The organism is Burkholderia sp. ABCPW 14, from assembly GCF_001523835.1.
GTDB classification, from domain to species: domain Bacteria; phylum Pseudomonadota; class Gammaproteobacteria; order Burkholderiales; family Burkholderiaceae; genus Burkholderia; species Burkholderia mayonis.
This window is the reverse complement of the sequence record NZ_LOVS01000200.1, coordinates 1-25993: the sequence shown is the minus strand read 5'-3', so window position 1 is coordinate 25993 and position 25993 is coordinate 1. Positions and strand designations below refer to the sequence as shown.

The window sequence follows — 25993 nt, the reverse complement described above, 5'->3', positions numbered from 1 at the left end:
CCGACACCGCCGACACCGCCGACACCGCCGACACCGCCGACACCGCCGACACCGCCGACACCGCCGACACCGCCGACACCGCCGACACCGCCGAGCGCGGTCAGACCGGCGTGACCGACGAGGCCGGCAAGACCGCCGCAACCGGTTCTGATTCGCGCCGCCGCGCCGCCGCGTCGCCGCCGGTGCGGAGGGCGGCTGGCGGGCGATCGCGTTCGCTTGCACAATAGCCGCTCCATAGCGAGGATGTCGATGCACGAACGACCGCCGATCACGGCCGAGACGACACGGTTTGCCGCGCTGGACGGCCGACTGCTGACGGGGACTTTCCATGCGCCGGGCACGCCCGCGGCCAGCAATGGCCGCAGCGTGCTCGTGAACGGCGCGCTCGGCGTGCCGCGCGGCTTCTACGAGCGCTACGCGCGCTTCCTGGCGGGCGAAGGCTTCACCGTGCTGACCTACGACTACCGCGGCGTCGGCGATTCGCGCAAGGCGCCGTCCGAAGCCGACACGGCGACGCTGCGCGACTGGGGCGAAGCCGATCTGCCCGGCGCGCTCGACCATCTCGCGGCGCGCGCGCCGTCGCAGCGGCTGCTCGCGGTCGGCCACAGCGTCGGCGGACAGATGTTCGGCCTCGCGCACAACAACGGCCGCGCGGCGGCGCTGCTGTCGATCTGCTGTCCGAGCGGCTACTGGCGGCTCTGGCCATGGCCGCGCCGGCTGATGCTCGCGCCGCTGTGGTTCGGCGTCGTGCCGGCGCTGGGCGGCGTGCTGTCGCAACTGCCGACGCGTCGTCTCGGATTGGGCGGCGGCGCCGATCTGCCGTCCGGCGTGGTGCGCGAATGGGCGCGATGGTGCCGCCATCCGGACTATCTGGTCGACGGCGCGGGCCGTCCGCTGCGCGAGCATTTCCGCGACTACCGCGGCCGGATTCTCGCGTACACGGTCAGCGACGACTGGATGGCGCCCCCCGCCGCGGTGCAGGCGCTGCACCGCTTCTATTCGACCGCGCAGATCGAGCACCGCGAGATCTCGCCGGATCGCAGGCAGCACGCGATCGGCCATTTCGGCTATTTCCGCGACGACAACCGCGCATTGTGGCCGCTCGGCGCGGCGTGGCTGCGCGAACAGTGAGCGGCGCGGGCGTTCGCGTTGCGTCGGGTTGCACGGGCGGCGCGCAGCGTGTGCCCGCGGTTCCCGCGTTTTTGGGCTCCCGCTAGGCGAAGCGCGCGCGACGCGCTACAGTCGACAGTCCCCCGTCAAGCGGAGCATTCCCGATGAAGCTGATTGGCATGTTGGATTCCCCGTTCGTGCGGCGCGTCGCCATTTCGGCGAAGCTGCTCGGTCTACCGTTCGAGCACAGCTCGTTGTCGGTGTTTCGCCAGTTCGACGCGTTCAAATTGCTCAATCCGGTCGTGAAGGCGCCGACGCTCTTCATCGACGACGGCACGATGCTCGTCGATTCGTCGCTGATCGTCGATTACCTCGATCGGCTTGTCGCGCCCGAGCGGCGGCTGATGCCGGAAGATCCGCCGGCGCGCGTGCGCGCGCTCGGGCTGACGGGCCTCGCGCTCGCGGCGGCGGAAAAGACGGTGCAGGTCGTGTACGAGCATGGGCTGCGGCCGGGCGACAAGCAGCACCAGCCGTGGCTCGACCGCGTGCTCGGCCAGCTCGACGGCGCATACGGCGCGCTCGAGGCGCGTATCGCGGGCGCGAGCGGCTGGCTCGTCGGCGAGCGGATCACGCAGGCGGACGTCACGGTCGCCGTGGCGTGGCGCTTCACGCAGTTCATGAAGGACGACTACCCGGATCTCGCGCGCATCGATCCGGCGCGCTATCCGGCGCTCGCCGCGCTGTCCGCGCGTGCGGAGGCGCTGCCGGAGTTCGAGAGCACGCCGCTCGATTGAATCGAGCGGCGCGGGCAGGGCGCCGCGGCAGCGCATGGGCATGATCCGCCCCGCCCGTTGCTCGACGCCCGATATTCGCCGTCGGGCCCCGAACGAAGCGCCGCGAACCTCGGTTCCGGCCGACCATTGCCGAGCGCAAAAACGCGGAGGCGGCCTCGCCACGCCGATCGAGCGTCGCGAGACCGCCTCCGCGGTCCATCATCGAATGGCGTGTCTACGCTCTCGCGTATTCGGCTTCACGCACGCAGCGCGGCGGCGGGCGCGTAGCCGCTGTCGTCGCGCTCGTCCGCCTCGCGGCGCCTGATTTCGCGCGCGAGCGCATGCGCCTCGCGATGCGAAGCGACGGCAGGCGGCGAGCCCTTCAGCGGTTGGCGCGCGCTCTCCGGCAGCGCGAGCACCGAGATCGCGCCGATCACGGCAGCGCCCATCAGGTAGTACGCGGGCATCATCAGGTTGCCCGTCGCATCGACGAGCCAGGCGGCCGCGAGCGGCGTCGTGCCGCCGAACAGCGACACCGATACGTTGAAGCCGATCGCGAGCGCGCCGTAGCGGATCTCGGTCGGGAAGAGCGCGGGCAGAGCCGACGGCATCACGCCCGTGAAGCACGACAGCAGTGCGCCGAGGATCAAGAGGCCGCCGAACACGAGCGACGTTTCGCCGGTGCGGATCAGGAGCAGCGCGGGGATCGCGAGCGCGAAGAGCCCGATGCAGCCGGCGAGCATCACCGGCTTGCGGCCGACCGCGTCCGACAGGCGGCCCGTCGCGAGCGTCATCGGCATCATCAGCACCATCACGATCAGGATCAGCACGAGGCCGTGCGCCTCGTCGAAGTGCAGCGTCGACGACAGGTAGCTCGGCAGGTACGACAGCGCCATGTAGTCGGCGACGTTGAAGATCAGCACGAGACCGACGCACAACAGCAGCGCGCGCCAGTGACGCACGAGCTGCCGGCGGAAATGCGTCTTCGGCACCGCCTTGTCCTGCGCTTCGCGCGCTTCGGCCTGACGCTTGAATGCGGGCGTTTCTTCGAGCCTCATCCGGATGTAGAGGCCGATCAGGCCGAGCGGGCCGGCGACGAGGAACGGCACGCGCCAGCCCCACGACAAGAGCGCATCGTGCGACAGCGACGCCGTCAGCAGCGCGACGACGCCCGCGCCCATCACGTAGCCGATCAGCGTGCCGAACTCGAGGAAGCTGCCCATGAAGCCGCGGCGCTTGTCGGTCGAGAACTCGGCGATGAAGGTCGCCGCGCCGCCGTATTCGCCGCCCGTCGAGAAGCCCTGCACGAGGCGCGCGACGAGGAGCAGCACGGGCGCCAGGATGCCGATCGAGTCGTAGCTCGGGATGAGGCCGATCGCGAACGTGCCGACCGCCATCATGATCATCGTCATTGCGAGCACGCGCTGGCGGCCGATGCGGTCGCCGAGCGGGCCGAACACCATCCCGCCGAGCGGGCGCACGAGGAACGCGGCGGCGAACGTGCCGAACGTCGCGAGCAGTTGCGCGGACGGGTTGCTCGACGGGAAGAACACTTGGCCGAGCGTGACGGCGATGTAGCTGTAGACGCCGAAGTCGAACCATTCCATTGCGTTGCCGAGGGCCATCGCGCCGACGGCGCGCTTCAGAAGGCCCTGGTCGACGACGGTGATGTCGTGCGGGGCGGCGGCAGACGCGCCGTCGGCGGTCGCGATTGACGAAGTAGAAGGGGCGGGTGTTGCAGTCAAGGTCGAAAACTCCTGTGACGGCGGCCGAATCGCGCGAGGGGACGCGCGGTTCGCCACGGGTTGCCGGAGAGTGCGGTTCGCGATCGAGCGAGGGTCGCGAGCGTGAAAGGGCGCATGAAACGCTTAATCCAAAAGGAAGCCGATCCGGCGCGGACCCGATGGTCGTCGCGCACTCGCACTCATGAGAAAAGGCCGCCGCACCGGGGCGGTCGACGAACCGGCGCATCGCGTGGCGTTCGCGGCCGGCTGGATGCCCTTCAAGGGCGTTGAAACGAAAAAAGCTGCCCGAAGGCGCGCTTTCTTGTGAGCGAAATTTCGGGCGACCTGTTGCGGCGCAATGCCGAACGATCTGGTGACCGAAACAAATGGCAGACGTAGGCTGTTTAAACAGCGAACATGATAGCACGATGACGGAGGATCGTGCAAATTGCTGCGGGAGTGCCGATTTTTCGGGCATCGGCTCGGGTATCATCGCGCTCGTTGCCGCGGCGTTGCGCGGCGTTTTCGACGCGCGCTTCGCGCCCCCCCGACATGCTTTCACTCGCGAAGATCGCCGCGCTTTTCGTATTGACCGCCGTCGCCGAAATCGTCGGCTGCTATTTGCCGTGGCTCGTGCTGAAGGCGGGGAAGCCCGCCTGGCTGCTCGCGCCCGCGGCGCTGTCGCTCGCGCTGTTCGCGTGGCTCTTGACGCTGCATCCTGCCGCCGCCGCGCGCACCTACGCGGCGTACGGCGGCGTCTATATCGCGGTCGCGCTCGCGTGGCTGCGGGTCGTCGATGGTGTGCCGCTGTCGCGCTGGGACGCGGCGGGCGCGGCGCTCGCGCTCGCCGGGATGTCGGTGATCGCGCTGCAGCCGCGCGGGTGATGCCGAGAGCGACGCCGCCGCGCGTGCCGGGTGGTGTCGATGCGTCGCGTGCGGCGGGGCGAACTCGCTCATTCGCTCATTCGCATGCGTGCGCTCGCTCCCGATCCTCCGGCGGCATCGACCTCGTCAAGCCTCGCTACCCGCTTCCTTGCGCCACACGCACGCGCCCTTGACCGACTTGTCGAGCGCGTCGAGCTGCGCTTCGTGCGCGGCGAGCTCGTCGTCGGTCGCGGCGAGCACCGGCAGGTCGAGCCCGCTGAACGCCATCCGCGGCGCGTCGCCGTTGCGGTGCGCGTCGCCGCCTTCGTCGAGCATGTCGATGACGAGGCTTTCCTGCCCGCGCGTCATCGCGAGATACACCTCGGCGAGCAGCTCGGAGTCGAGCAGCGCGCCGTGCAGCGTGCGGTGCGCGTTGCTGATGTCGAAGCGGTCGCACAGCGCGTCGAGCGAGTTGCGCTTGCCGGGGAACATCTGCTTCGCCTGCACGAGCGTGTCGATCACGCCTGCGCAGTGGTCGGTGAAAGCCGGCAGGCCGAGCAGCGAGAACTCGGCGTCGAGAAACCCGAGGTCGAACGGCGCGTTGTGGATGATGAGCTCCGCGTCGCGGACGAAATCGCGCAGCTCGTCGACGATTTCGGCGAACTTCGGCTTGTCGCTCAGGAACTCGGTCGTGAGCCCGTGCACCGCGAGTGCGCCCGGATCGCTGTCGCGCCCGGGGTTCACGTAGAAGTGCAGGTTGTTGCCGGTGAGCCGCCGGTTCAGCAACTCGACGCAGCCGATTTCGATGACGCGGTCGCCCGCGCGTGCGTTGAGGCCGGTGGTTTCGGTATCGAGAATGATCTGGCGCATGTCTGAAAAACGGGATTCGGGTCAGTCGTGAAGCGAAAAGGGGGGGCGCGAGCGGGCTCATGCCCGATCGAGCGATTCGACGCCGCGGTTCGCGAGCGCGTCCGCGCGCTCGTTCTCCGGGTGGCCGGCGTGTCCCTTCACCCAGCGCCATTCGATGTCGTGCTGCGCGACGAGCGCGTCGAGCCGCTGCCAGAGATCCGCGTTCTTCACGGGCGTCTTCGCGGCGGTGACCCAGCCTTTCTTCTTCCAGCCGTGGATCCATTCGCTGATGCCTTTCTGCACGTATTGCGAATCGGTGTGGACGACCACCTTGCACGGGCGCTTCAGCACCTCGAGCGCGGCGATCACGGCGGTGAGCTCCATCCGGTTGTTGGTCGTGCCGGCTTCGCCGCCGAAGAGTTCCTTTTCCTGCGTGCCGCAGCGCAGCAATGCGCCCCAGCCGCCGGGGCCGGGATTGCCCTTGCAGGCGCCGTCGGTATAGATGTCGATGGTTTGCAACGTCATGAATGTTCTTGGTGGGTGGTCGGGGTGGCCGCGGGCGTGAGGCCCGGCGCGAGCACCGGCTTTTTCATCTTGATCGGGCCGACGAGCCGCATTCCGCGCACGCGCTTGATCGCCGTCACCATGTAGACGGCGCCGAAGATCGGCCACCAGCGGTCGCCGGCGGCCTCCATGAACGCGTAGCGGGACAGCCACTTGTCGGTGGCGAGGGGCGGCCGGTAGCAGCCGAAGCGGCCGCGCTCGAGATCGAAGCCGAGCAGCTTGATCCAGTCCTTCAGCCGGATGAACGTGATCTGGTCGCGCGTCGCGGGCACGAACGGCCGGTTCGCCATCTTGCCGACCGACTGCCGCGCGCCCCAGAGGCTCAGCGAGTTGAAGCCCGTGATCACGAGCTGGCCTTCCGGCATCAGCACGCGCTCCGCTTCGCGCAGCAGCCGGTGCGGATCGGATGTGAATTCGAGCGTGTGCGGCATCACGATCAGGTCGACGCTCTGCGACTCGAACGGCAGATCGAGCAGGTCGCACCAGACGGTGCTGCGTCCGGCGGGCGCATGCTCGGCGCTGTGCGCCTCGCGCGCCCACGGATAGTGATAGGGCGCGCTCGCGCCGCTCGCCGGATCGAGCACGAGGCCGCGGCACGGCATGCGGTTCTCGCGCAGCGTGTCGAGCTGCGGCAGCCCGAGCTGCAGCGCGTGGAAGCCGAACACGTCGGACACGGTGCGGTCGAGCTGCGCCTGCTCCCAGTCGAGCACGTAGCGCCCGGGCGGGGAGTCGGTCCAGGCGGGCCAGTCTATAATCGAACGGTCAGACATATCTCAGTGGTTGCGCGCCCATGAACGAGCTGGAATACGTGCCGGTGCCGGCATTCGACGACAACTACATCTGGCTCGTGTCGGACGGCAGCGATGCGGTCGCCGTCGATCCGGGCGAAGCCGCCCCGGTGCGCCGCTATCTCGACGCGCGAGGTTGGCGGCTGACCGCTATTTTACTCACGCACCATCATGGCGACCATGTCGGCGGAGTGGCCGAGTTGCTCGCGACCTCGCGCGGCAGCGAATCCGTCGCGGTGTTCGGCCCCGCGCACGAGGCGATCGAGCACGTGACGCGCCGCCTCGCGGGCGGCGAGCGCGTGCGCATCGGATCGCCCGCGCTCGAATTCGACGTGATCGACGTGCCCGGCCACACGCGCGGCCACATCGCGTATTTCCAGGCGGCCGGCGCAGGCCCGGCGGGGCCGGCGAATGCCGCGCCGCATCTCTTTTGCGGCGACACGCTGTTCTCGTGCGGCTGCGGCCGCCTCTTCGAAGGCACGCCCGCGCAAATGCTCGCGTCGCTCGACGCGCTCGCGGCGCTGCCTGGCGACACGCGCGTGCACTGCGCGCACGAGTACACGCTGTCGAACATCCGGTTCGCGCTCGCGTGCGAGCCGGACAACGCGGCGCTCGCGGCATGGCGCGACGAAGCGAGCGCGCGCCGCGCGCGCAACGAGCCGACGCTGCCGACGACGATCGCGCACGAGCGAGCGGTGAACCCGTTCCTGCGCGCGGACAGCCCATCGATCCGCGCGACGCTCGAAACGCAACTGCACGAGGCGGCGCCCGACCGGCTCGCCGCGTTCACGCTGATGCGCGAGTGGAAAAATCGTTTTCGTTAACCCGTAGGGTTGTCGGGTCAAGTTCAACCAGAATCTGGAGAATCGGCCCCAAATACCCGATTTAGCAGGTTTTTTCGGTGTTTTTGTTGACGCGAACCACGCACTTTCGTACTATCGCCTGCAATTTCCAGCCGTTGGAAGCCGAGATTTTCATGCGACTCCTCCTCAGTGCGCTATTGGTCCTGACGCTCGCCGCGTGCGCGGGCGCGGGGCCGAGCGCCCAAAATCCCGCGGCCTCCGACCCGCAAGCCGCTTCGACCTTCCTGCGCAAGTCCGCCACCGCGAAAGAAACCGTCGACGTCGACAAGCAATCGGTCGGCGACCTGACCACCGCCGACAGCGATCTCTGGGCGCGCATCCGCCGCGGCTTCCAGGTGCCCGATCTGCAGAGCGACCTCGTCGACATGCAGACCACGTGGTATACGCAGCGCCCCGATTACGTGCAGCGGATGACCGAGCGCTCGCAGAAGTACCTGTACCACATCGTCGAGGAACTCGAGGCGCGCCACATGCCGACCGAGCTCGCGCTGCTGCCGTTCATCGAGTCCGCGTACAACCCGCAGGCGCTGTCGGTCGCGAAGGCGGCCGGCATGTGGCAGTTCATGCCGGGCACGGGCCGCACGTACAACCTGAAGCGGAACATGTGGCAGGACGAGCGGCGCGACGTGCTCGCATCGACGAGCGCGGCGCTCGACTATCTTTCGCGCCTGCACGACATGTTCGGCGACTGGTATCTCGCGCTCGCCGCGTACAACTGGGGCGAGGGCAACGTGCAGCGCGCGATCGCGCGCAACCAGGCGGCCGGCCTGCCGACCGACTACCAGAGCCTGCGGATGCCGAACGAGACGCGCAACTACGTGCCGAAGCTGCAGGCCGTGAAGAACATCATCGCGAATCCGCAGCAGTACGGCCTCACGCTGCCGGATATCCCGAACCACCCGTATTTCGTGACGGTGACGACGTCGCGCGACATCGACGTGACCGTCGCCGCGAAGCTCGCGAACCTGCCGCTCGACGAATTCAAGTCGCTCAATCCGTCGTTCTCGAAGCCCGTGATCCTCGGCGCGACGCAGCCGCAGATCCTGCTGCCGTTCGACAACGCGACGGCGTTCGAGAAGGGCCTGAAGTCGTACGACGGCCAGTTGTCGTCGTGGACGGCGTACACGGTGACCGAGCGCTCGCGGCCCGCCGCGATCGCGGAAAAGATCGGCGTCGACGCGGACACGCTGATGCAGGTGAACAAGATTCCGGCCGGCATGCGCCTGAAGCCCGGTTCGACGATCGTCGTGCCGCGCACCGACGATGACGACGAGGACATCAGTGCGGACGTCGCCGAGAACGGCGCGCTCGCGATGGAGCCGGACGTGCCGGATACGCGCAAGATGCTGATCCGCGTGCGCCGCAAGCAGTCGATGGAAGCGCTTGCGAGCCGCTACGGCGTGTCGGTCGCGCAGCTTCGCGGGTGGAACCGCACGCGCCGTGCCGTCGTGATGCCGGGCCAAACGATGGTGCTGCACGTGCCGGTCGGCCGTGCGGTGCCGGCCGAGCCGGGTCCGGAGCGGATCGCGACGTCGGTTTCGGGCGGCCGCATCGAGCGCGCGAGCCTGCGCACGGGCGGCAAGGCGAGCCGCGGCCGCAAGGCGGCGCCCGTCGCCGCGAAGGCGCCCGCGAAGGCCGCGACGAAGAGTAGCGCGAAGGCTGCGCCCGCGAAGTCCGCGAGCCACAAGGCAAAGAAAAAGTAAGACGAAATGGCGTGCGTGCCGCGGGGGCTTTCCGATCCCCGTCGCGCAATCGACTATCATCGCCGGACGCCGTCACCTGGGTGACGGCGTTTTCGTTTGTGCGCTTTGCCGTGGATTCGCCGGCCGGGCGCGTCATCGGTGATCAAGATGTCCCTTGTGCAATTTCGCGTGTTCGCACTGTTCGCGATCGGCTATTTCGTTTCGTACGTCTTTCGTGGCGTGAATCTCGGCTTCGCGCCGCTCATCACGCGTGACCTCGGCCTGTCCGCCGCCGACCTCGGCCTGCTGACGAGTCTCTATTTCCTCGGCTTCGCGTGCGCGCAGATTCCGGCTGGCGTGCTGCTCGACCGCTACGGTCCGCGCCGCGTCAGCGCCGCGCTGTTGCTCGTCGCGGCGGCGGGCGCGTGGGTGTTCGGCGCCGCGCACGACGTCGGCACGATGATGGCCGGGCGGCTTCTGATCGGCATCGGCGTGTCGGTGTGCCTCGGCGGCGCGTTCAAGGCGCTCGCGCAGCATTTCCCGGTCGCGCGGCTGCCGCTCCTGAACGGCTTCGTGATGGCGGTGGGCGGCCTGGGCGGCGTTGCGGTCGGCTCGCCGCTCGCATGGCTGCTCGGCTTCGCCGGCTGGCGTGCGGTGTGCGCGGGGCTCGGCGCGTTCACGGTGGCGGTCGCGGCCGCTTTGTGGGCGTTCGCGCCCGAAGCGGAGCAGGGCCGCCAAAACGCGAGCGTCGCCGCGCAGTTCGCCGGCACCTGGCGGATCATCGCGGACCGCACGTTCTGGAAGATCGCGTCGTTCTCGGTCGTCACGCAGGGCGTGTTCTATGCGATGCAGTCGCTATGGGTCGGCGCGTACCTGCGCGACGTGAGCGGCTTCGCGCCGCGCGACGCGGCCGCGCTCGTGTCGGTGCTCGGCTTCGCGATGATGGCGGGCTGCGTCGGCTTCGGCGCGGCGGCGCGCGGGCTCGAGCGGCGCGGCGTGTCGCTGTACGCGTTCTGCGGCGTGGGAATGGCGCTCTTCGTCGCGACGCAACTCGCGATCATGCTGCGCGCGCCGCTGCCCGCCGTCGTGCTGTGGGCAGCGTACGGCGTGTTCGGCGGCGTCGGCATCCTGAGCTACGCGGTGCTCGCCGAATACTTCCCCGTTCATCTGATCGGCCGCGCGAACACGACGCTCACGCTCGTCATCTTCGTCCTGATCTTCGGCTTCCAGGTCGGTGTGGGCGCGGTGCTGTCGCGGTGGCCGACGCATGCGGGGCACTATCCGGCGGGCGCGCACCTGACCGCGTGGGGCGTGCTCGTCGCGCTGCAGATCGCGAGCGCGGTCTGGTACGTGCTGCCCGACCGCGCGCTCGACAAGTCGGCGCGGCGCGCGGGCTGACGCGCGCATCGGCCGCGCACGGCGCGGGCGAAGTGGCGTGCCGGTCCGGATCGCGGCGGCGAAAGGCGCGCGAGATGTCGCGCGTTTGTCTTTCTGCGGCCGCGACTGCGCGTCGGCGGCGTCGCGCGCTTCATCTGCGCTGGTCGACGTACTCGACGTATCCGCGTCCGCTCGCCGGCCGGCCGTCACGCTCGCCTTCCCAGCGATAGCCGCCGACGTAGCCCGTGCCGATGCCGAACAGCATCGGCGTGTCGACCGTCGCGTCGATGGCGAACAGATTGCGGCCTTGCCGGTCGCGCACGCGCCAGGCGAATGTCTCGGGCAGCCGCATCTCGGAGCCGTCCGGCGCGACGGCCGGCCGCGCCTGCGTGCTCAGCACCCGGAAATGGACATCGGCGTCGAGCCGGTGCGCGCATTGGCCGACGATGCGCAGATACGCGCTCGTCAACGCCGGATGGCCGTCGACCTGGACGTGCGCGAGCAGCAACTGCGTATCGGCGTCGAGATCGATCACCTGATAGCTGAACACGTCCCAGGGCAGCTTGGCGGCTTTCGGCAGGAAGCGGTTGTAGAGCAGATACGGCGACGTGCCGCGCGCATATTCATAGGTGCAGAGGCCCGACACCTCGGTCGCTGCGCCTTCGTGCTCGATCGTGCCCCGATAGCGGGTGACGAGTGCGATGTGTTCATAGAAGAGGCCTTTCGCGAACCACGTGACGTCGCCTGTGGCCGTCAGCGACAGATCGACCGCGAAGCCCTGGCGACGGCTCTTCAGCAGGAACTCCGGATAGCGGCCGCTCAGCTCCAGATCCTTGCCGAGGCGCAGCAGGCTGCCGTCGGCGCGCCATTCCGCGTCGCGCGGGATCGAATAGCGCGTGAAGTGACGATCGACGGCGGCCGCCGTGCCGTGCACGAGCGTCGCGGTCTGCAGCGGGCCGTCGCCCGGCGCGGCCGCGAAATCGGTGTCGAACACGCGCATGCCCGCGCTGCCGAGGATGATCGCGCTGGCCATGAAATGGTGGGGCGCCGGCAAATCCGGAATCATGATGCCGTAGTGCATCAGGCCGAACCGGCGTGCGCCGCCGTCCGGCGGAAAGATCGTCGGCGCGGGCAGGCCGTGGCGCACGGATGGCTCGACGGGCCGCAGAATCTGCATGGCCACCTTGGCCAGCGCGTAGCCGCGCAATCCGCGCCAGCCGCGGTGACGGTGCGCGCTGTCGATCAGGGGCAACGCGGGCGCGGCGGAGGCGCTCGTGTCGATGGCGGTGCTCATGTCGTCTCCTTACATCTTCGATTTGCTTCTAACTCGAGTTGTCGCCGAGCTACTGCCGGCTGGACAACGAGCCGGTTGGCTGCCGTGGCGCAGCTTGTGTCTCCTGAGCGCCAGTGAACTCGAATCACGGTTGTTTGGCATGCCGGGAAAAGTGCCGGGCGTGGGCGCCGCGATGCGCCGCCGGACGCCGTAGCCGTCAGACGCGCAGGCGGCGGCAGTGGCGCGGGCAACGACGGTGCGCGGCGGCCCGCCAGGCCGTCGTCGAGGCCTGGGCCGTGCGGGAAAGATCGCATTGAACGTTACATTGGGCAATGGCATATTGGGCGTGTTCTAGACATTTGAGGCCACCTTGACGGTCAAGCTCGCTCGCTGGGATTTCGTTCGCCCCGTCAACACGACACGCGTGCTGGTGGACATAGGCGTCGAGCAAGGACTGGGCGTACGTCAGTGTCTGGATGGCAGCGGCGTCGCGCCAGAGTTGCTCGATCGGCCGGAGGCCACCGTGGCCGCGGCACAGGAGTTGCACATCGTCCGCAATCTGATGCGGTTTCTGGGGCCGGATTTCCCCCTCGGTATTGAAGTCGGCCGGCGCTGCCACGCAACCGCTTACGGAATCTGGGGATTCGCGCTCCTGAGCAGCGCGACATTCGCCCACGCCGTGTCGGTCGGACTGCGCCATCTTCAGTTGACGTCGACCTTCTGCGACATCCGGCCGACCACGCGCGGCGAAGACGCGACGCTCGTGATCGACGACCGCGACCTGCCCGGCGACGTGCGCGGCGTGCTGGTCGAAATCACGGTGGCCGCATTGATCACGCTGCAGTTCGATCTCGATGCGGCGAACTTGCCGGTCAAGCGCCTTGCGCTCAAGATGGAGGCGCCGTCGTATGCCGATCGCTTCCGAACGCTGTTCGACGCGTCGCCCGAGTTCGGCGCGGAGGAAAACGCGTTGACGGTCGACGTGCGTTGTCTGGATGTGAGGCTGCCGCAGCGCAACTCGCTGACGCGGCGGCTTTGCGAAGACGAATGCCGGCGCGTGCTCGAACGCCGCCGTCGCAGCGAAGGCTGGGCCGGGCGCGTGCGCCGGCACCTCGCGGGCGATCCGGCGCGCGGCCCGACGATGACGGCGCTCGCGGCGGAACTTGGCGTGAGCGCGCGCACGTTGCGGCGGCGGCTCGCGGACGAGGGGACGGATTACGAGACGGTCGTCGACGAGATTCGCGAAACGCTGGCCGAAGCGCTGCTCGCGACCACGACATTGACCGTCGCGGAGGTCTCGGAGCGGCTCGGCTATTCGGAGCCGTCCGCGTTCGCGCGCGCGTTCAGGCGGTGGAAGGCGATGTCGCCCAACGAATTTCGGCGGTCCGCGTGACGCGGAGCGGGCGGGCCGTGCGCGGCGCGTGCCGGTTCGCCGCGGTCGGCGAAGGCGTGGGCGAGGCCTGCCGCGCCGGCGCCCGGGCAGGCGCGAGCCCGCACGACGTGCGCCGACCGATTGAAGATAAGGCCAATTTCACGCTATAATTTGAAAGTTTGTGCTAATCAACCTCGCACCCTAGCGCCTACCTCCATCATCCCGTTCGTCCGCCGCACGCCGCTTGACGCAGGCGATGCCGCGAAACCCGCGCCCGCGCGCGCCGTTTCGCGCTCGACCGCAAGCCCGCGCGCGCAAGCGCCCACGCGCGCCGTGATGCATCACACGGCCCGCAAGCGCGCGGCAGGATAGACAGGTCGGCGGCAAGGGTGTCCCCCAAGGAGCCCCCCGTGTTGCCGTCTTTTTCTCCCGCTTTGCTCGCACTCGCCGACGGCACGGTCTTTCGTGGTTATTCGATCGGCGCGGCCGGCCATACGATCGGCGAAGTCGTGTTCAACACCGCGATCACCGGCTATCAGGAAATCCTCACTGATCCGAGCTATGCGCGCCAGATCGTCACGCTGACCTATCCGCACATCGGCAACGTCGGCGTGAACGCCGAAGACGTCGAAGCGACGAAAGTCCATGCCGCCGGCCTCATCGTGCGCGATCTCCCCGCGCTCGCGTCGAACTTCCGGATGGAGCGCTCGCTTGGCGATTACCTGCGCGACGAAGGCGTCGTCGCGATCGCGGGCCTCGACACCCGCAAGCTGACCCGCATCCTGCGCGACAAGGGCGCGCAAAACGGCTGCATCCTGACGGGCTCCGACGACGAAGCGAAGGCGATCGCGCTCGCGCGCTCGTTCCCGGGCCTCGCGGGGATGGATCTCGCGAAGGTCGTGTCGACGACGAAGCCGTTCGAGTGGAAGCAGACCGAATGGCGCCTCGGCAGCGGCTACGGGATGCAGGAGGCGCCGCGCTACCGCGTCGTCGCGTACGACTTCGGTGTGAAATACAACATCCTGCGAATGCTCGCCGAGCGCGGCTGCCACGTGACGGTGCTGCCCGCGCAGTCGAGCGCGGCTGACGCGCTCGCGCTCAATCCGGACGGCATCTTCCTGTCGAACGGCCCCGGCGACCCGGAGCCGTGTGACTACGCGATCGCCGCGACTCAGGAATTCATCGAGCGCGGCGTGCCGACCTTCGGCATCTGCCTCGGCCACCAGATCATGGGCCTCGCGGTCGGCGCGAAGACGCTCAAGATGAAGACGGGCCACCACGGCGCGAACCATCCGGTGAAGGATCTCGCGAACGGCCGTGTCGTGATCACGTCGCAGAACCACGGCTTCGCGGTCGACGCCGATTCGTTGCCCGCGAACGCGCGCACGACGCACGTGTCGCTGTTCGACGGCACGCTGCAAGGCTTTGAGCTGGCCGACAAGCCCGCGTTCTGCTTCCAGGGCCATCCGGAAGCGTCGCCCGGTCCGCACGACATCGGCTATCTGTTCGACCGCTTCACCGCGCTGATGGACGCGGCGAAGGCACGCAGCGCCTGACGCCGCCGCATTTCGATCAAGGAGTCTCGCATCATGTTCGGCCACGCACTCGGCATCACGGATCTCTGGACCTATGTGTTCGGAGTGGTGTTCATCATCCTGCTGCCGGGGCCGAACTCGATGTACGTGCTGTCGCTTGCCGCGCAGCGCGGCGTGAAGACCGGCTATCGGGCCGCGTGCGGCGTGTTCCTCGGCGACGCCGTGCTGATGGTGCTGTCGGCCGCGGGCGTCGCGTCGCTGCTGAAGGCGAACCCGCTGCTGTTCTCGGTCGTCAAGTACGGCGGGGCCGCGTACCTGCTGTACATCGGCGTCGGCATGCTGCGCGGCGCATGGCGCAAGCTCGCCCGGCGCGCGGACGTGGGCGGCGACGTGCCGCCCGCGGTCGATGGCGAGCGGCCGTTCCGAAAGGCGCTCGTCGTGAGCCTCCTGAATCCGAAGGCGATCCTGTTCTTCATCTCGTTCTTCATCCAGTTCGTCGATCCGGCCTACGCGCATCCGGCGCTGTCGTTCGTCGTGCTGGGCGCGATCGCGCAACTCGCGAGCTTGCTGTACCTGAGCACGCTGATCTTCACGGGTGCGCGTCTCGCCGACCATTTCCGGCGCCGCCGCAAGCTCGCGGCGAGCGCGTCGGGCGGCGTGGGCGGCCTGTTCGTCGGCTTTTCCGTGAAGCTCGCGCTCGCGACGATGAGCTGAGCGTCGCCGCCCGCCGATCGCGCATCAACGATTATTTTTTGAATCCCAAGAGCCATGCCAAAACGCACAGACATCAACAGCATCCTCATCATCGGCGCCGGCCCGATCATCATCGGCCAGGCGTGCGAGTTCGACTATTCGGGCGCGCAGGCATGCAAGGCGTTGCGTGAAGAGGGCTACAAGGTCATCCTCGTCAACAGCAATCCGGCGACGATCATGACCGATCCGAACACGGCGGACGTCACGTACATCGAGCCGATCACGTGGGAAGTCGTCGAGCGCATCATCGACAAGGAGCGCCCGGACGCGATCCTGCCGACGATGGGCGGCCAGACCGCGCTCAACTGCGCGCTCGACCTGCATCACCACGGCGTGCTCGAGAAGTACGCGGTCGAGCTGATCGGCGCGTCGCCCGCGGCGATCGACAAAGCGGAAGACCGCCAGAAGTTCAAGGACGCGATGACGAAGATCGGCCTCGGCTCGGCGAAGTCCGGCATTGCGCACTCGATGGACGAAGCGCTCAAGGTGCACGCGGAAATCGCGGTGGCCACGGGCGGCAGCGGCTACCCGTCGGTGATCCGTCCGTCGTTCACGCTGGGCGGCTCGGGCGGCGGCATCGCGTACAACCGCGAAGAGTTCGAAGAGATCTGCAAGCGCGGTCTCGACCTGTCGCCGACGCGCGAGCTGCTGATCGAAGAGTCGCTGCTCGGCTGGAAGGAATACGAGATGGAAGTCGTGCGCGACCGCGCCGACAACTGCATCATCGTCTGCTCGATCGAGAACCTCGACCCGATGGGCGTGCACACGGGCGACTCGATCACGGTCGCGCCGGCGCAGACGCTCACCGACAAGGAATACCAGATCCTGCGCAACGCGTCGCTTGCGGTGCTGCGCGAGATCGGCGTCGACACGGGCGGCTCGAACGTGCAGTTCGCGATCAATCCGAAGGACGGCCGGATGGTCGTCATCGAAATGAACCCGCGCGTGTCGCGTTCGTCGGCGCTCGCATCGAAGGCGACGGGCTTCCCGATCGCGAAGGTCGCGGCGAAGCTCGCGATCGGCTACACGCTCGACGAGCTGAAGAACGAGATCACGGGCGGCCAGACGCCGGCGTCGTTCGAGCCGACGATCGACTACGTCGTCACGAAGATTCCGCGCTTCGCGTTCGAGAAATTCCGTGAAGCCGATTCGCGCCTGACGACGCAGATGAAGTCGGTCGGCGAAGTGATGGCGATCGGCCGCACGTTCCAGGAGTCGTTCCAGAAGGCGCTGCGCGGCCTCGAAGTCGGCGTCGACGGCCTCGACGAGAAGACGACGAGCCGCGACGAGATCATCCGTGAAATCGGCGAGCCGGGTCCGGACCGGATCTGGTACGTCGGCGATGCATTCCGCGTCGGCATGTCGCGCGAGCAGATCTTCGAGGAGACGGCGATCGATCCGTGGTTCCTCGAGCAGATCGAGCAGATCGTGCTGAAGGAAAAGGCGCTCTCCGGCCGCACGCTTGCGAGCCTGACGAAAGACGAGCTGCATTATCTGAAGCAGAGCGGCTTCTCCGACCGCCGCCTCGCGAAGCTGCTCGGCGCGACGCCCGGCGACGTGCGCGCACGCCGTCTCGAACTGAACGTGCGCCCGGTCTACAAGCGCGTCGACACGTGCGCGGCCGAGTTCGCGACGAAGACGGCCTACATGTACTCGACCTATGAGGAAGAGTGCGAGGCACAGCCGACGACGAACAAGAAGGTCATGGTGCTGGGCGGCGGCCCGAACCGGATCGGCCAGGGCATCGAGTTCGATTACTGCTGCGTGCACGCGGCGCTCGCGATGCGCGAGGACGGCTACGAGACGATCATGGTCAACTGCAACCCGGAAACGGTGTCGACCGACTATGACACGTCCGATCGTCTGTACTTCGAACCGCTGACGCTCGAAGACGTGCTCGAGATCGTCGACAAGGAAAAGCCCGTCGGCGTGATCGTCCAGTACGGCGGCCAGACGCCGCTCAAGCTCGCGCTCGATCTCGAAGCGCACGGCGTGCCGATCATCGGCACGTCGCCCGACATGATCGACGCGGCCGAAGACCGCGAACGCTTCCAGAAGCTCTTGCAGGACCTCGGCCTGCGCCAGCCGCCGAACCGCACCGCGCGCGCCGAAGACGAAGCGCTCGCGCTCGCCGACGAAATCGGCTATCCGCTCGTCGTGCGCCCGTCGTACGTGCTGGGCGGGCGAGCGATGGAAATCGTCCATGAGCCGCGCGATCTCGAGCGCTACATGCGCGAGGCGGTGAAGGTGTCGAACGATTCGCCGGTGCTGCTCGACCGCTTTCTGAACGACGCGATCGAATGCGACGTCGACTGCATCTGCGACGGCGATGCCGTGTTCATCGGCGGCGTGATGGAGCACATCGAGCAGGCGGGCGTCCACTCGGGCGATTCGGCATGCTCGCTGCCGCCGTATTCGCTGTCGAAGGAAACGGTCGCCGAGCTGAAGCGCCAGACTGGCGCGATGGCGAAGGCGCTGAACGTGGTCGGCCTGATGAACGTGCAGTTCGCGATTCAGCAGGTGCCTGCCGATGCAAATTCGGCGGATGGCTCGAAAGAGGACATCATCTACGTGCTCGAAGTGAACCCGCGCGCATCGCGCACGGTGCCGTACGTGTCGAAGGCGACGAGCCTGCCGCTCGCGAAGATCGCCGCGCGCGCGATGGTCGGCCAGAAGCTCGCGGAGCAGGGCGTGACGAAGGAAGTCGAGCCGCCGTACTTCAGCGTGAAGGAAGCGGTGTTCCCGTTCATCAAGTTCCCGACCGTCGACCCGGTGCTCGGGCCGGAGATGCGCTCGACGGGCGAGGTGATGGGCGTCGGCACGACGTTCGGCGAAGCGCTCTTCAAGTCGCAGCTCGCGGCGGGCTCGCGCCTGCCGGAGTCGGGCACGGTGCTCCTCACGGTGATGGACGCGGACAAGCCGAAGGCGGTCGAGGTCGCGCGGATGCTGCACGATCTCGGCTATCCGCTCGTCGCGACGCGCGGCACCGCCGCTGCGATCGAGGCCGCGGGCGTGCCGGTGAAGGTCGTGAACAAGGTGAAGGACGGTCGCCCGCACATCGTCGACATGATCAAGAACGGCGAGATCGCGCTCGTGTTCACGACCGTCGACGAGACGCGCGCGGCCATCGCCGATTCGCGTTCGATCCGCATGAGCGCGCAGGCGCACAAGGTCACGTACTACACGACGATGTCCGGCGCGCGCGCGGCGGTGGAGGGTCTTCGCTACCTGAAGAACTTGGAAGTCTATGATTTACAAGGTCTGCATGGTCGCCTAAACTAAGCCTCCAGTTACCTGTCGAAGCAACACGTGCCGCGATTAAGCGGCGTTTCCGGTGTTCCGGAAATGCGCTTAATCGCGGTGATTTTTTTTATAGCCGTTATTAGCTATTGAATCGTTTATGAGCACCATTCCGTTGACGAAGCGTGGCGCAGATCAATTGCGCGACGAATTGCAGCGCCTCAAGTCGGTTGAGCGACCGGCCGTCATCAACGCGATCGCCGAAGCGCGTGCGCAGGGTGACTTGTCCGAAAACGCCGAATACGACGCCGCGAAGGAAAAACAGGGCTTCATCGAAGGTCGTATCGCGGAAATCGAATCGAAGCTGTCGGCCGCGCAGGTCATCGATCCGACCGCCGTCGACGCCGACGGCCGCGTGGTGTTCGCCGCGACGGTCGAGCTCGAGGATCTCGAGACGGGCAACACCGTCAAGTACCAGATCGTCGGCGATGACGAAGCCGACATCGACCACGGCCTGATCTCGGTCAGCTCGCCGATTGCGCGCGCGCTGATCGGCAAGTCCGAAGGCGACGTCGCGGCAGTCCAGGCGCCGAGTGGCGTACGCGAGTACGAGATCATTTCGGTGCTGTACATCTGATGGCTGCTTCCGCCGCGCCGCACCGGCTGTTTCGCCTGCCGGCGACCGTCTGGGTCGGCAGTCTGCTGACGATCGGCTATGCGGTCGCACCGGTGCTGTTCGCGACGCTCGAGCGGATGACGGCCGGCTCCGTTGCCGCGCGCCTCTTCAGCATCGAGGCGACGATCGGCGCGGTGTGCGGCGTGCTGTTGATCGGCTTGTCGAATCTGCTTGTGCGGCGCGGCCACGACGCCTATCGGCCGCTGCGCTTGCTGCTCGCGGCGATGCTCGGCTGCGTGCTGATCGGTTATTTCGCGCTGCAGCCGTTCATGAACGCGCTGCGGGTCGCGGCGCTCGAGGCGGGTGCCGACGTCGGCCATTCCGCCTATGCGGGGCGCTTCGCGCTCCTGCACGGCGTGTCGAGCTTTTTCTATCTCGTCGAGAGCCTGCTCGGCATATGGCTGATCTGGCGGCTGCCGGGGAAGGGCGACGCGAGCCCGCTCGGCGACGAACGGCGCGTCTGAGCCGGCGCGCCGCTTGCGCGCTTCGTTCGGCGCGCGGGCTTGCCGGCCGGCGGCCGATCGGGCCGCGCGACAAGCCCGACGATGATCACTTCCCGTTCTGGTGCTGGCGCTTCGCGCTAGACTGGCGCTTCTTCGCACGCTTGACGTTGCCGCCCGCCGTCACGCGCTCGTTGCCGAGCACGCGCACCTGCTGCGGCTTCGGCCGGCGCACCGGCTTGTCCGGTGACTGCTTGACCACCTTGACGACGCGCGGCGCGCGGCCCTTCGCGGCGCGGTCGTCGTCGGCTGCTTGCCGAGCGCCTGCGCGGGCGGCTTCGCGCGCGCTCGGCACGCCGCGGCGGCCGCGCTGCGGCGCCTCTTCGGCCTGCTCGGGCTTCCAGATCACGAGCAGCTTGCCGATGTGCTGGATCGGCGCGGCGCTCAGACGGTCGCAGATTTCGTCGTAGATCGCGACGCGCTCGTCGCGCTCGTCGCCGAACACGCGGATCTTGATCAACTGGTGAGCGACGAGGTGGACCTTGATCTCGGCGAGCACGGCGTCGGTGAGCCCTTCAGCGCCGATCAGCACGACGGGCTTGAGCGCATGGGCTTGGGAACGCAGCGCGGAGCGCTCGGCGGGGGAAAGCGAAAGGGCGGGCATCGGAATGAGGAATTCGAATCAAATTGAAGGCGGACCCACCGGGGCAAGCGGCGAAGCTCTTCCGCGGCGGCGCGCCGAAACCACGTAAAATCGCGGCTTGGGCCCGTCGGGGCCGAAAGCCGCGCCAATAAGAGCCGTATTATCCGCTAAAAGCGCGGCTTCACGAAGCAATCGGCAGTAATCTCTCCATCGCATGGCAAAGAACCGCTTTAACCATTCCTGGTTGCACGACCACATCAACGACCCGTACGTCAAAATGGCGCAGCGGGAGGGCTATCGCGCGCGCGCGGCATACAAACTGAAGGAAATCGACGAGCAGGACAAGCTGATCCGTCCGGGCCAGGTGATCGTCGATCTGGGCGCGGCGCCGGGGAGCTGGAGCCAGTACGCGCGCAACAAGCTCGCGCAGGGCAAGCGGCGCGACGCGGTGCGCGAGGGCGGCATCGACGGGACGATCATCGCGCTCGACATGCTGCCGATGGAGCCCGTGGCCGACGTCCATTTCATCCAGGGCGACTTCCGCGACGACGACGTGCTGCGCCAATTGGAGGAATTGCTCGCCGGACGCCCGGTCGACCTTGTAATTTCCGACATGGCCCCCAACCTGTCCGGCGTGGCGGTCGCGGATGCGGCGCGCATCGAGCATGTCTGCGATCTGGCGCTCGAATTTGCGCAAAATCACCTGAAGCCGGATGGCGCCCTTTTAGTGAAGTGCTTTCACGGCAGCGGCTACAGCCAGATTGTCGAGAAATTCAAGCACCAATTTAAAACGGTGGCGCCGCGCAAGCCAAAAGCTTCCCGCGACAAATCGTCCGAAACGTTTATTTTGGGTCGGCATCTAAAGCAGCTGCGCTGAAGTGGCATGGCGCGGCAGGATGCGCCGGAGCCCTTGCCAGTCGTGCCGCGCGCCTATCGGCGCGGTAGCGAATCCTTATGGCGAGGGGCTGCGGACTGGATTAGAATGCCTGAGGGGCGCCGCAAGGCAAATGTAGGCGCTCGTCTATGAGTGAAGGAGTGGTGCTTTGAACAACAATATGTTTTCGAAGGCAGCAGTGTGGCTCGTGATCGCACTGGTGCTGTTTACGGTGTTCAAGCAGTTCGACAAGCCCCGCGTCCAGGAAGGCGTCTCCTATTCGCAGTTCATGGATGACGCGAAGAACGGCAAGGTCAAGAACGTCATCGTGCAGGGGCGCAACCTCACCGTCACTCCCGCAGATGGTCAGAAATATCAGATCGTGTCGCCGGGCGACATCTGGATGGTCGGCGATCTGATGAAGTACGGCGTGCAAGTCAGCGGCAAGGCCGATGACGAGCCGAACGCGCTCGTCTCCGCGCTCTATTATCTCGGTCCCACGCTGCTCATCATCGTGTTCTGGTTCTACATGATGAGACAGATGCAGGGGGGCGGTAAGGGCGGCGCGTTCTCGTTCGGCAAGTCGCGCGCCCGGCTCATCGACGAGAACAACAACGCGGTCAATTTCTCCGACGTCGCCGGCTGCGACGAAGCGAAGGAGGAAGTGTCCGAGCTCGTCGACTTCCTGCGCGATCCGCAGAAATTCCAGAAGCTCGGCGGCCGCATCCCGCGCGGCGTGCTGCTCGTCGGGCCTCCCGGCACCGGTAAGACGCTGCTCGCGCGCGCCATCGCGGGCGAGGCGAAGGTGCCGTTCTTCAGCATCTCGGGTTCGGACTTCGTCGAAATGTTCGTCGGCGTCGGCGCGGCCCGGGTGCGCGACATGTTCGAGCAGGCGAAGAAGCATGCGCCCTGCATCGTGTTCATCGACGAAATCGACGCGGTCGGCCGCCATCGCGGCGCCGGCATGGGCGGCGGCAACGACGAGCGCGAGCAGACGCTCAACCAGATGCTCGTCGAGATGGACGGCTTCGAGGCGAATTCCGGCGTGATCGTGATCGCCGCCACGAACCGCTCCGACGTGCTCGACAAGGCGCTGTTGCGTCCGGGCCGTTTCGACCGCCAGGTCTATGTCGGTCTGCCGGACATTCGCGGTCGCGAGCAGATCATGCGCGTGCACCTGCGCAAGGTGCCGATCGCCAACGACGTCGACGCGGCGGTCATCGCGCGCGGCACGCCGGGCTTCTCGGGCGCCGATCTCGCGAACCTCGTCAACGAGGCCGCGCTCTTCGCGGCGCGCCGCGGCAAGCGGATCGTCGAAATGCAGGATTTCGAAGACGCGAAGGACAAGATCTTCATGGGGCCGGAGCGCAAGTCGGCCGTGATCCGCGAAGAAGCGAAGCGCGCGACCGCTTACCACGAGTCGGGCCACGCGGTGATCGCGAAGCTGCTGCCGAAGGCCGATCCGGTCCACAAGGTCACGATCATCCCGCGGGGCCGTGCGCTCGGCGTGACGTGGCAACTGCCGGAGCATGACAACGAGACGTACTCGAAGGATTACCTGCTCGATCGCCTGGCGATCCTGTTCGGCGGCCGGGTGGCGGAAGAGCTGTTCCTGAACCTGATCAGCACGGGTGCGTCGGACGATTTCAACAAGGCGACGCAGACCGCGCGCGCGATGGTGGCCCGCTTCGGGATGACCGACGCGCTCGGACCGATGGTCTACGTCGACGACGAGAACGATGCGAGCCCGTTCGGCCGCGGCTTCACGCGCACGATCTCGGAGGCGACGCAGCAGAAGGTCGATGCGGAAATCCGCCACGTGCTCGATGAGCAATACAACCTTGCGCGCCGTCTGCTTGAAGAAAACCGCGACAAGGTCGAGGCGATGACGGCCGCGCTGATGGAGTGGGAGACGATCGACTCCGATCAGATCAACGACATCATGGAAGGACGTCCGCCGCGTTCGCCGAAGAGTGCGCCGCCGGCGAGCGATTCGCCGTCGGGCGGTTCGTCCGGCGCCGAAGTCAAGCCGGGCAACGCCACCGCGCCGGCATAAACGATCAAGGCTTTCGTTCACGGGCTGGTGTGGCTGTCACACCGGCCCGTTTTGCATTCTTGTCTGACGCTTTTCCATCGCGTTCGATTCGACGCTCCGCTCGTGCCCAATCCCGATCCCGCTTTTTCCATTCCCGAACCGTTGCAATGCGGCCGTTTCACGCTGACCTTCGAGCGGCCGCTCGTGATGGGCATTCTCAACGTCACTCCCGACTCGTTCTCCGACGGCGGCCGCTACGTCGACCGTGACGCCGCACTCGCGCAGGCGGAGCAGATGGTCGCCGAAGGCGCCGACATCATCGACATCGGCGGTGAATCGACGCGCCCCGGCGCGCCGCCCGTGCCGCTCGACGAGGAGCTCGAGCGCGTGATTCCGCTCGTCGAGGCGTTGCGCGGCATGAACGTGCCGCTGTCGATCGACACGTACAAGCCGGCCGTGATGCGCGCGTCGCTCGCGGCGGGCGCCGATCTGATCAACGACATCTGGGGCCTGCGTCAGCCGGGGGCGATCGAAACCGTGCGCGACAGCACGTGTGGCCTTTGCGTGATGCACATGCTGGGCGAGCCACAGACGATGCAGGTGCATGAGCCCGATTATCGAGACGTCGTCGCCGACGTGCGCGCGTTTCTCGCCGAGCGGGCCGATGCGCTCGTGCAGGCAGGCGTCGATCCTCGGCGTATCAGCGTCGATCCGGGGTTCGGTTTTGGCAAGTCGGTGATAGAACACAACTATGCGCTGCTCGCGCATTTGCCGGAGACGGCGCCCGTCCGGCCCGACGGGCGCGCGTATCCGATTCTTGCCGGCATGTCGCGCAAGTCGATGCTGGGCGTGCTGATCGGCAAGCCGGCACCGGAGCGCGTTGCGGCGAGTGTTGCCGCAGCGGTCTGCGCGGCCGAGCGGGGCGCGGCGATCGTGCGCGTGCATGACGTCGCGGCGACCGTCGACGCACTGAAAGTATGGAGCGCCGTGCGCGATGCCGCGCGGTTAGCATAAGTCGAAACAAGGAGGAAGGTTCTACATGGGACGTCGTTATTTCGGCACGGATGGCATTCGCGGCAAGGTCGGCGAGGCGCCGATCACGCCCGATTTCGTGTTGCGGCTCGGCTACGCGGCGGGCAAGGTGCTCGCGAGCGCATCGGGGCGCGCTGCGTCGGGCGCGCGTCCGACCGTGCTGATCGGCAAGGACACGCGGGTGTCCGGCTACATGCTCGAAGCCGCGCTCGAGGCCGGCTTTTCGGCGGCGGGCGTCGACGTGATGCTTGCCGGCCCGATGCCGACGCCGGGTGTCGCGTATCTCACGCGCGCACTGCGGCTATCGGCGGGCGTCGTGATCAGCGCGTCGCACAACCCGTATCACGACAACGGCATCAAGTTCTTCTCGGCGGACGGCAACAAGCTTCCGGACGAGACGGAGGCGGCGATCGAAGCATGGCTCGACAAGCCGCTCGACTGCGCACCGTCGGACGGACTCGGCAAGGCGCGGCGTCTTGACGACGCGGCCGGCCGCTACATCGAGTTCTGCAAGAGCACGTTCCCGGCCGCGTTCGATCTGCGCGGCATGAAGCTCGTCGTCGATTGCGCGCACGGCGCCGCGTACCAAGTCGCGCCGCACGTGTTTCATGAGCTCGGTGCGGACGTGATTCCGATCGGCGTTGCGCCGAACGGCTTCAACATCAATGACGGCGTCGGCGCGACGGCGCCCGACGCGCTGATGCGCGCGGTGCGGGCGAATCACGCTGATCTCGGCATCGCGCTCGATGGCGATGCGGACCGTCTGCTCGTCGTCGATCATGCCGGCCGGCTGTACAACGGCGACGAGTTGCTGTACGTGCTCGTCCAGGACCGCATTGCAACTAACGGCCATGTCGTGGGGGCGGTTGGAACGCTAATGACGAATTTCGCCGTCGAAGTCGCGCTGAAAGAAGCGGGCGTGCAGTTCGTGCGGGCGGCGGTTGGCGATCGCTACGTGCTCGAGCAGTTGCGCGAGCGCGGCTGGCAGTTGGGCGCCGAGGGCTCGGGTCATATCCTGTCGCTCGATCGGCACTCGACGGGCGACGGGATCGTGTCGGCGCTCCTCGTGCTCGCGGCGCTGAAGCGCAGCGGCAAGACGCTTGCGCAGATGCTCGAGGGCGTCACGCTGTTTCCGCAGAAGCTGATCAACGTCCGGATGAAGCCGGGCGCCGACTGGAAGGGCTGCGATGCGATCCGGCGCGCGATCGATTCCGCGGAGCAGGCGCTCGCGGGCAGCGGCCGGGTGCTGATCCGCGCGTCGGGCACGGAGCCCGTGCTCCGGGTGATGGTCGAGGCGCGGCAGGCCGCGGACGCGAATCGCCACGCGGAGGCGATCGCCAACGCGGTCAAGCAGGCGACGGCGTAAGCGCGCAGCGCTTGCGGCCGAAGCCGGGCCCGAAGCCAACTCAGCCAACTCAGCCAACTCAGCCAACTCAGCCAACTCAGCCAACTCAGCCAACTCAGCCAACTCAGCCAACTCAGCCAACTCAGCCAACTCAGCCAACTCCGCCAACTCAGCCAACTCA

At 67.3% G+C, this 25993-nt stretch carries 22 protein-coding genes and 1 pseudogene; 17 read left to right on the top strand and 6 right to left on the bottom strand.

Going from position 1 to position 25993, the window contains the following annotated elements; all coding sequences use genetic code 11:
• From WS62_RS37740 to WS62_RS30370, 3 genes and pseudogenes are all read left to right on the top strand, one after another.
• Positions 1-227, top strand: a pseudogene (locus WS62_RS37740) (hypothetical protein); the annotation flags it as partial.
• 22 nt (positions 228-249) lie between these two features.
• On the top strand, positions 250-1131 hold the full coding sequence (locus tag WS62_RS30375; RefSeq protein WP_066490751.1) for an alpha/beta hydrolase family protein: 882 nt from the start codon (positions 250-252) through the stop codon (positions 1129-1131).
• Between the two features lie 143 nt (positions 1132-1274).
• On the top strand, positions 1275-1904 hold the full coding sequence (locus WS62_RS30370; RefSeq protein ID WP_066578975.1) for a glutathione S-transferase family protein: 630 nt from the start codon (positions 1275-1277) through the stop codon (positions 1902-1904).
• Between the two features lie 236 nt (positions 1905-2140).
• On the opposite strand, the gene proP is transcribed toward WS62_RS30370, so the two are convergent.
• Complete coding sequence (gene proP / locus WS62_RS30365) at positions 2141-3628, bottom strand: glycine betaine/L-proline transporter ProP (protein ID WP_066578972.1); 1488 nt, start codon at positions 3626-3628, stop codon at positions 2141-2143.
• A gap of 531 nt (positions 3629-4159) precedes the next feature.
• Here proP and WS62_RS30360 point away from each other — a divergent pair.
• On the top strand, positions 4160-4492 hold the full coding sequence (locus WS62_RS30360) for a YnfA family protein (RefSeq protein WP_010121404.1): 333 nt from the start codon (positions 4160-4162) through the stop codon (positions 4490-4492).
• Positions 4493-4618: 126 nt separating this feature from the next.
• On the opposite strand, the gene dnaQ is transcribed toward WS62_RS30360, so the two are convergent.
• Genes dnaQ through WS62_RS30345 form a run of 3 tightly spaced genes read right to left on the bottom strand, consistent with a single transcriptional unit; the run spans position 4619 to position 6654 of the window.
• Positions 4619-5341, bottom strand: a complete 723-nt coding sequence (dnaQ, locus tag WS62_RS30355) for a DNA polymerase III subunit epsilon (protein WP_066578970.1) — start codon at positions 5339-5341, stop codon at positions 4619-4621.
• 57 nt (positions 5342-5398) lie between these two features.
• Positions 5399-5845, bottom strand: coding sequence for a ribonuclease HI (gene rnhA / locus WS62_RS30350; RefSeq protein ID WP_066578968.1), 447 nt, complete (start codon positions 5843-5845; stop codon positions 5399-5401).
• Positions 5842-6654, bottom strand: coding sequence for a class I SAM-dependent methyltransferase (locus WS62_RS30345; RefSeq protein WP_066578965.1), 813 nt, complete (start codon positions 6652-6654; stop codon positions 5842-5844). The genes rnhA and WS62_RS30345 overlap by 4 nt, the downstream gene beginning before the upstream one ends.
• A 20-nt stretch (positions 6655-6674) precedes the next feature.
• Between WS62_RS30345 and gloB the strand changes: the two genes are divergently transcribed.
• From gloB to WS62_RS30330, 3 genes are all read left to right on the top strand, one after another.
• A complete protein-coding gene (gene gloB / locus WS62_RS30340) occupies positions 6675-7496 on the top strand; it encodes a hydroxyacylglutathione hydrolase (RefSeq protein ID WP_066578960.1) in 822 nt (273 codons plus the stop codon).
• A 152-nt stretch (positions 7497-7648) separates the two neighbouring features.
• The gene (locus WS62_RS30335; RefSeq protein WP_066578984.1) at positions 7649-9238 is read left to right on the top strand and encodes a transglycosylase SLT domain-containing protein; all 1590 of its coding nucleotides are present in this window, start codon (positions 7649-7651) and stop codon (positions 9236-9238) included.
• A 138-nt stretch (positions 9239-9376) separates the two neighbouring features.
• Positions 9377-10615 carry an MFS transporter gene (locus tag WS62_RS30330; RefSeq protein ID WP_066578978.1) on the top strand — a complete coding sequence of 413 codons (1239 nt, stop codon included), beginning with the start codon at positions 9377-9379 and terminating at the stop codon, positions 10613-10615.
• 130 nt (positions 10616-10745) lie between these two features.
• On the opposite strand, the gene WS62_RS30325 is transcribed toward WS62_RS30330, so the two are convergent.
• Positions 10746-11888, bottom strand: coding sequence for a DUF6670 family protein (locus tag WS62_RS30325; RefSeq protein WP_066578956.1), 1143 nt, complete (start codon positions 11886-11888; stop codon positions 10746-10748).
• A 349-nt stretch (positions 11889-12237) separates the two neighbouring features.
• On the opposite strand from WS62_RS30325, the gene WS62_RS30320 reads away from it, so the two are divergent.
• The 6 genes from WS62_RS30320 (at position 12238) to WS62_RS30295 (ending at position 19907) form a co-directional block, all read left to right on the top strand.
• Positions 12238-13260 (top strand): AraC family transcriptional regulator, encoded by a 1023-nt coding sequence (locus WS62_RS30320; RefSeq protein ID WP_066578955.1) that lies wholly within the window; start codon positions 12238-12240, stop codon positions 13258-13260.
• Between the two features lie 389 nt (positions 13261-13649).
• A complete protein-coding gene (gene carA / locus WS62_RS30315; RefSeq protein WP_066578953.1) occupies positions 13650-14795 on the top strand; it encodes a glutamine-hydrolyzing carbamoyl-phosphate synthase small subunit in 1146 nt (381 codons plus the stop codon).
• A 33-nt stretch (positions 14796-14828) separates the two neighbouring features.
• Positions 14829-15488, top strand: a complete 660-nt coding sequence (leuE, locus tag WS62_RS30310; protein ID WP_066578950.1) for a leucine efflux protein LeuE — start codon at positions 14829-14831, stop codon at positions 15486-15488.
• Positions 15489-15542: 54 nt separating this feature from the next.
• On the top strand, positions 15543-18809 hold the full coding sequence (gene carB / locus WS62_RS30305; protein WP_066578947.1) for a carbamoyl-phosphate synthase large subunit: 3267 nt from the start codon (positions 15543-15545) through the stop codon (positions 18807-18809).
• Positions 18810-18927: 118 nt separating this feature from the next.
• The gene (greA, locus tag WS62_RS30300) at positions 18928-19404 is read left to right on the top strand and encodes a transcription elongation factor GreA (protein ID WP_066490528.1); all 477 of its coding nucleotides are present in this window, start codon (positions 18928-18930) and stop codon (positions 19402-19404) included.
• Positions 19404-19907, top strand: a complete 504-nt coding sequence (locus tag WS62_RS30295) for a DUF4149 domain-containing protein (protein ID WP_066578944.1) — start codon at positions 19404-19406, stop codon at positions 19905-19907. The genes greA and WS62_RS30295 overlap by 1 nt, the downstream gene beginning before the upstream one ends.
• Positions 19908-19992: 85 nt before the next feature.
• Here the strand turns inward: WS62_RS30295 and WS62_RS30290 are convergent, their stop codons facing one another.
• Entirely contained in the window at positions 19993-20547 is a 555-nt protein-coding gene (locus WS62_RS30290) for a YhbY family RNA-binding protein (protein ID WP_066578942.1), read from the bottom strand.
• 193 nt (positions 20548-20740) lie between these two features.
• Here WS62_RS30290 and WS62_RS30285 point away from each other — a divergent pair, with 193 nt between their 5' ends.
• The 4 genes from WS62_RS30285 to glmM all read left to right on the top strand — a co-directional run bounded on the left by WS62_RS30285 (position 20741) and on the right by glmM (position 25833).
• Positions 20741-21403 carry an RlmE family RNA methyltransferase gene (locus WS62_RS30285; protein WP_066490534.1) on the top strand — a complete coding sequence of 221 codons (663 nt, stop codon included), beginning with the start codon at positions 20741-20743 and terminating at the stop codon, positions 21401-21403.
• Between the two features lie 166 nt (positions 21404-21569).
• Positions 21570-23456, top strand: a complete 1887-nt coding sequence (gene ftsH, locus WS62_RS30280; protein WP_066490536.1) for an ATP-dependent zinc metalloprotease FtsH — start codon at positions 21570-21572, stop codon at positions 23454-23456.
• 186 nt (positions 23457-23642) lie between these two features.
• Positions 23643-24449, top strand: a complete 807-nt coding sequence (gene folP / locus WS62_RS30275; protein ID WP_231748458.1) for a dihydropteroate synthase — start codon at positions 23643-23645, stop codon at positions 24447-24449.
• Between the two features lie 25 nt (positions 24450-24474).
• Complete coding sequence (glmM, locus tag WS62_RS30270; protein ID WP_066578936.1) at positions 24475-25833, top strand: phosphoglucosamine mutase; 1359 nt, start codon at positions 24475-24477, stop codon at positions 25831-25833.
• The last annotated feature ends 160 nt before the right edge of the window (positions 25834-25993 follow it).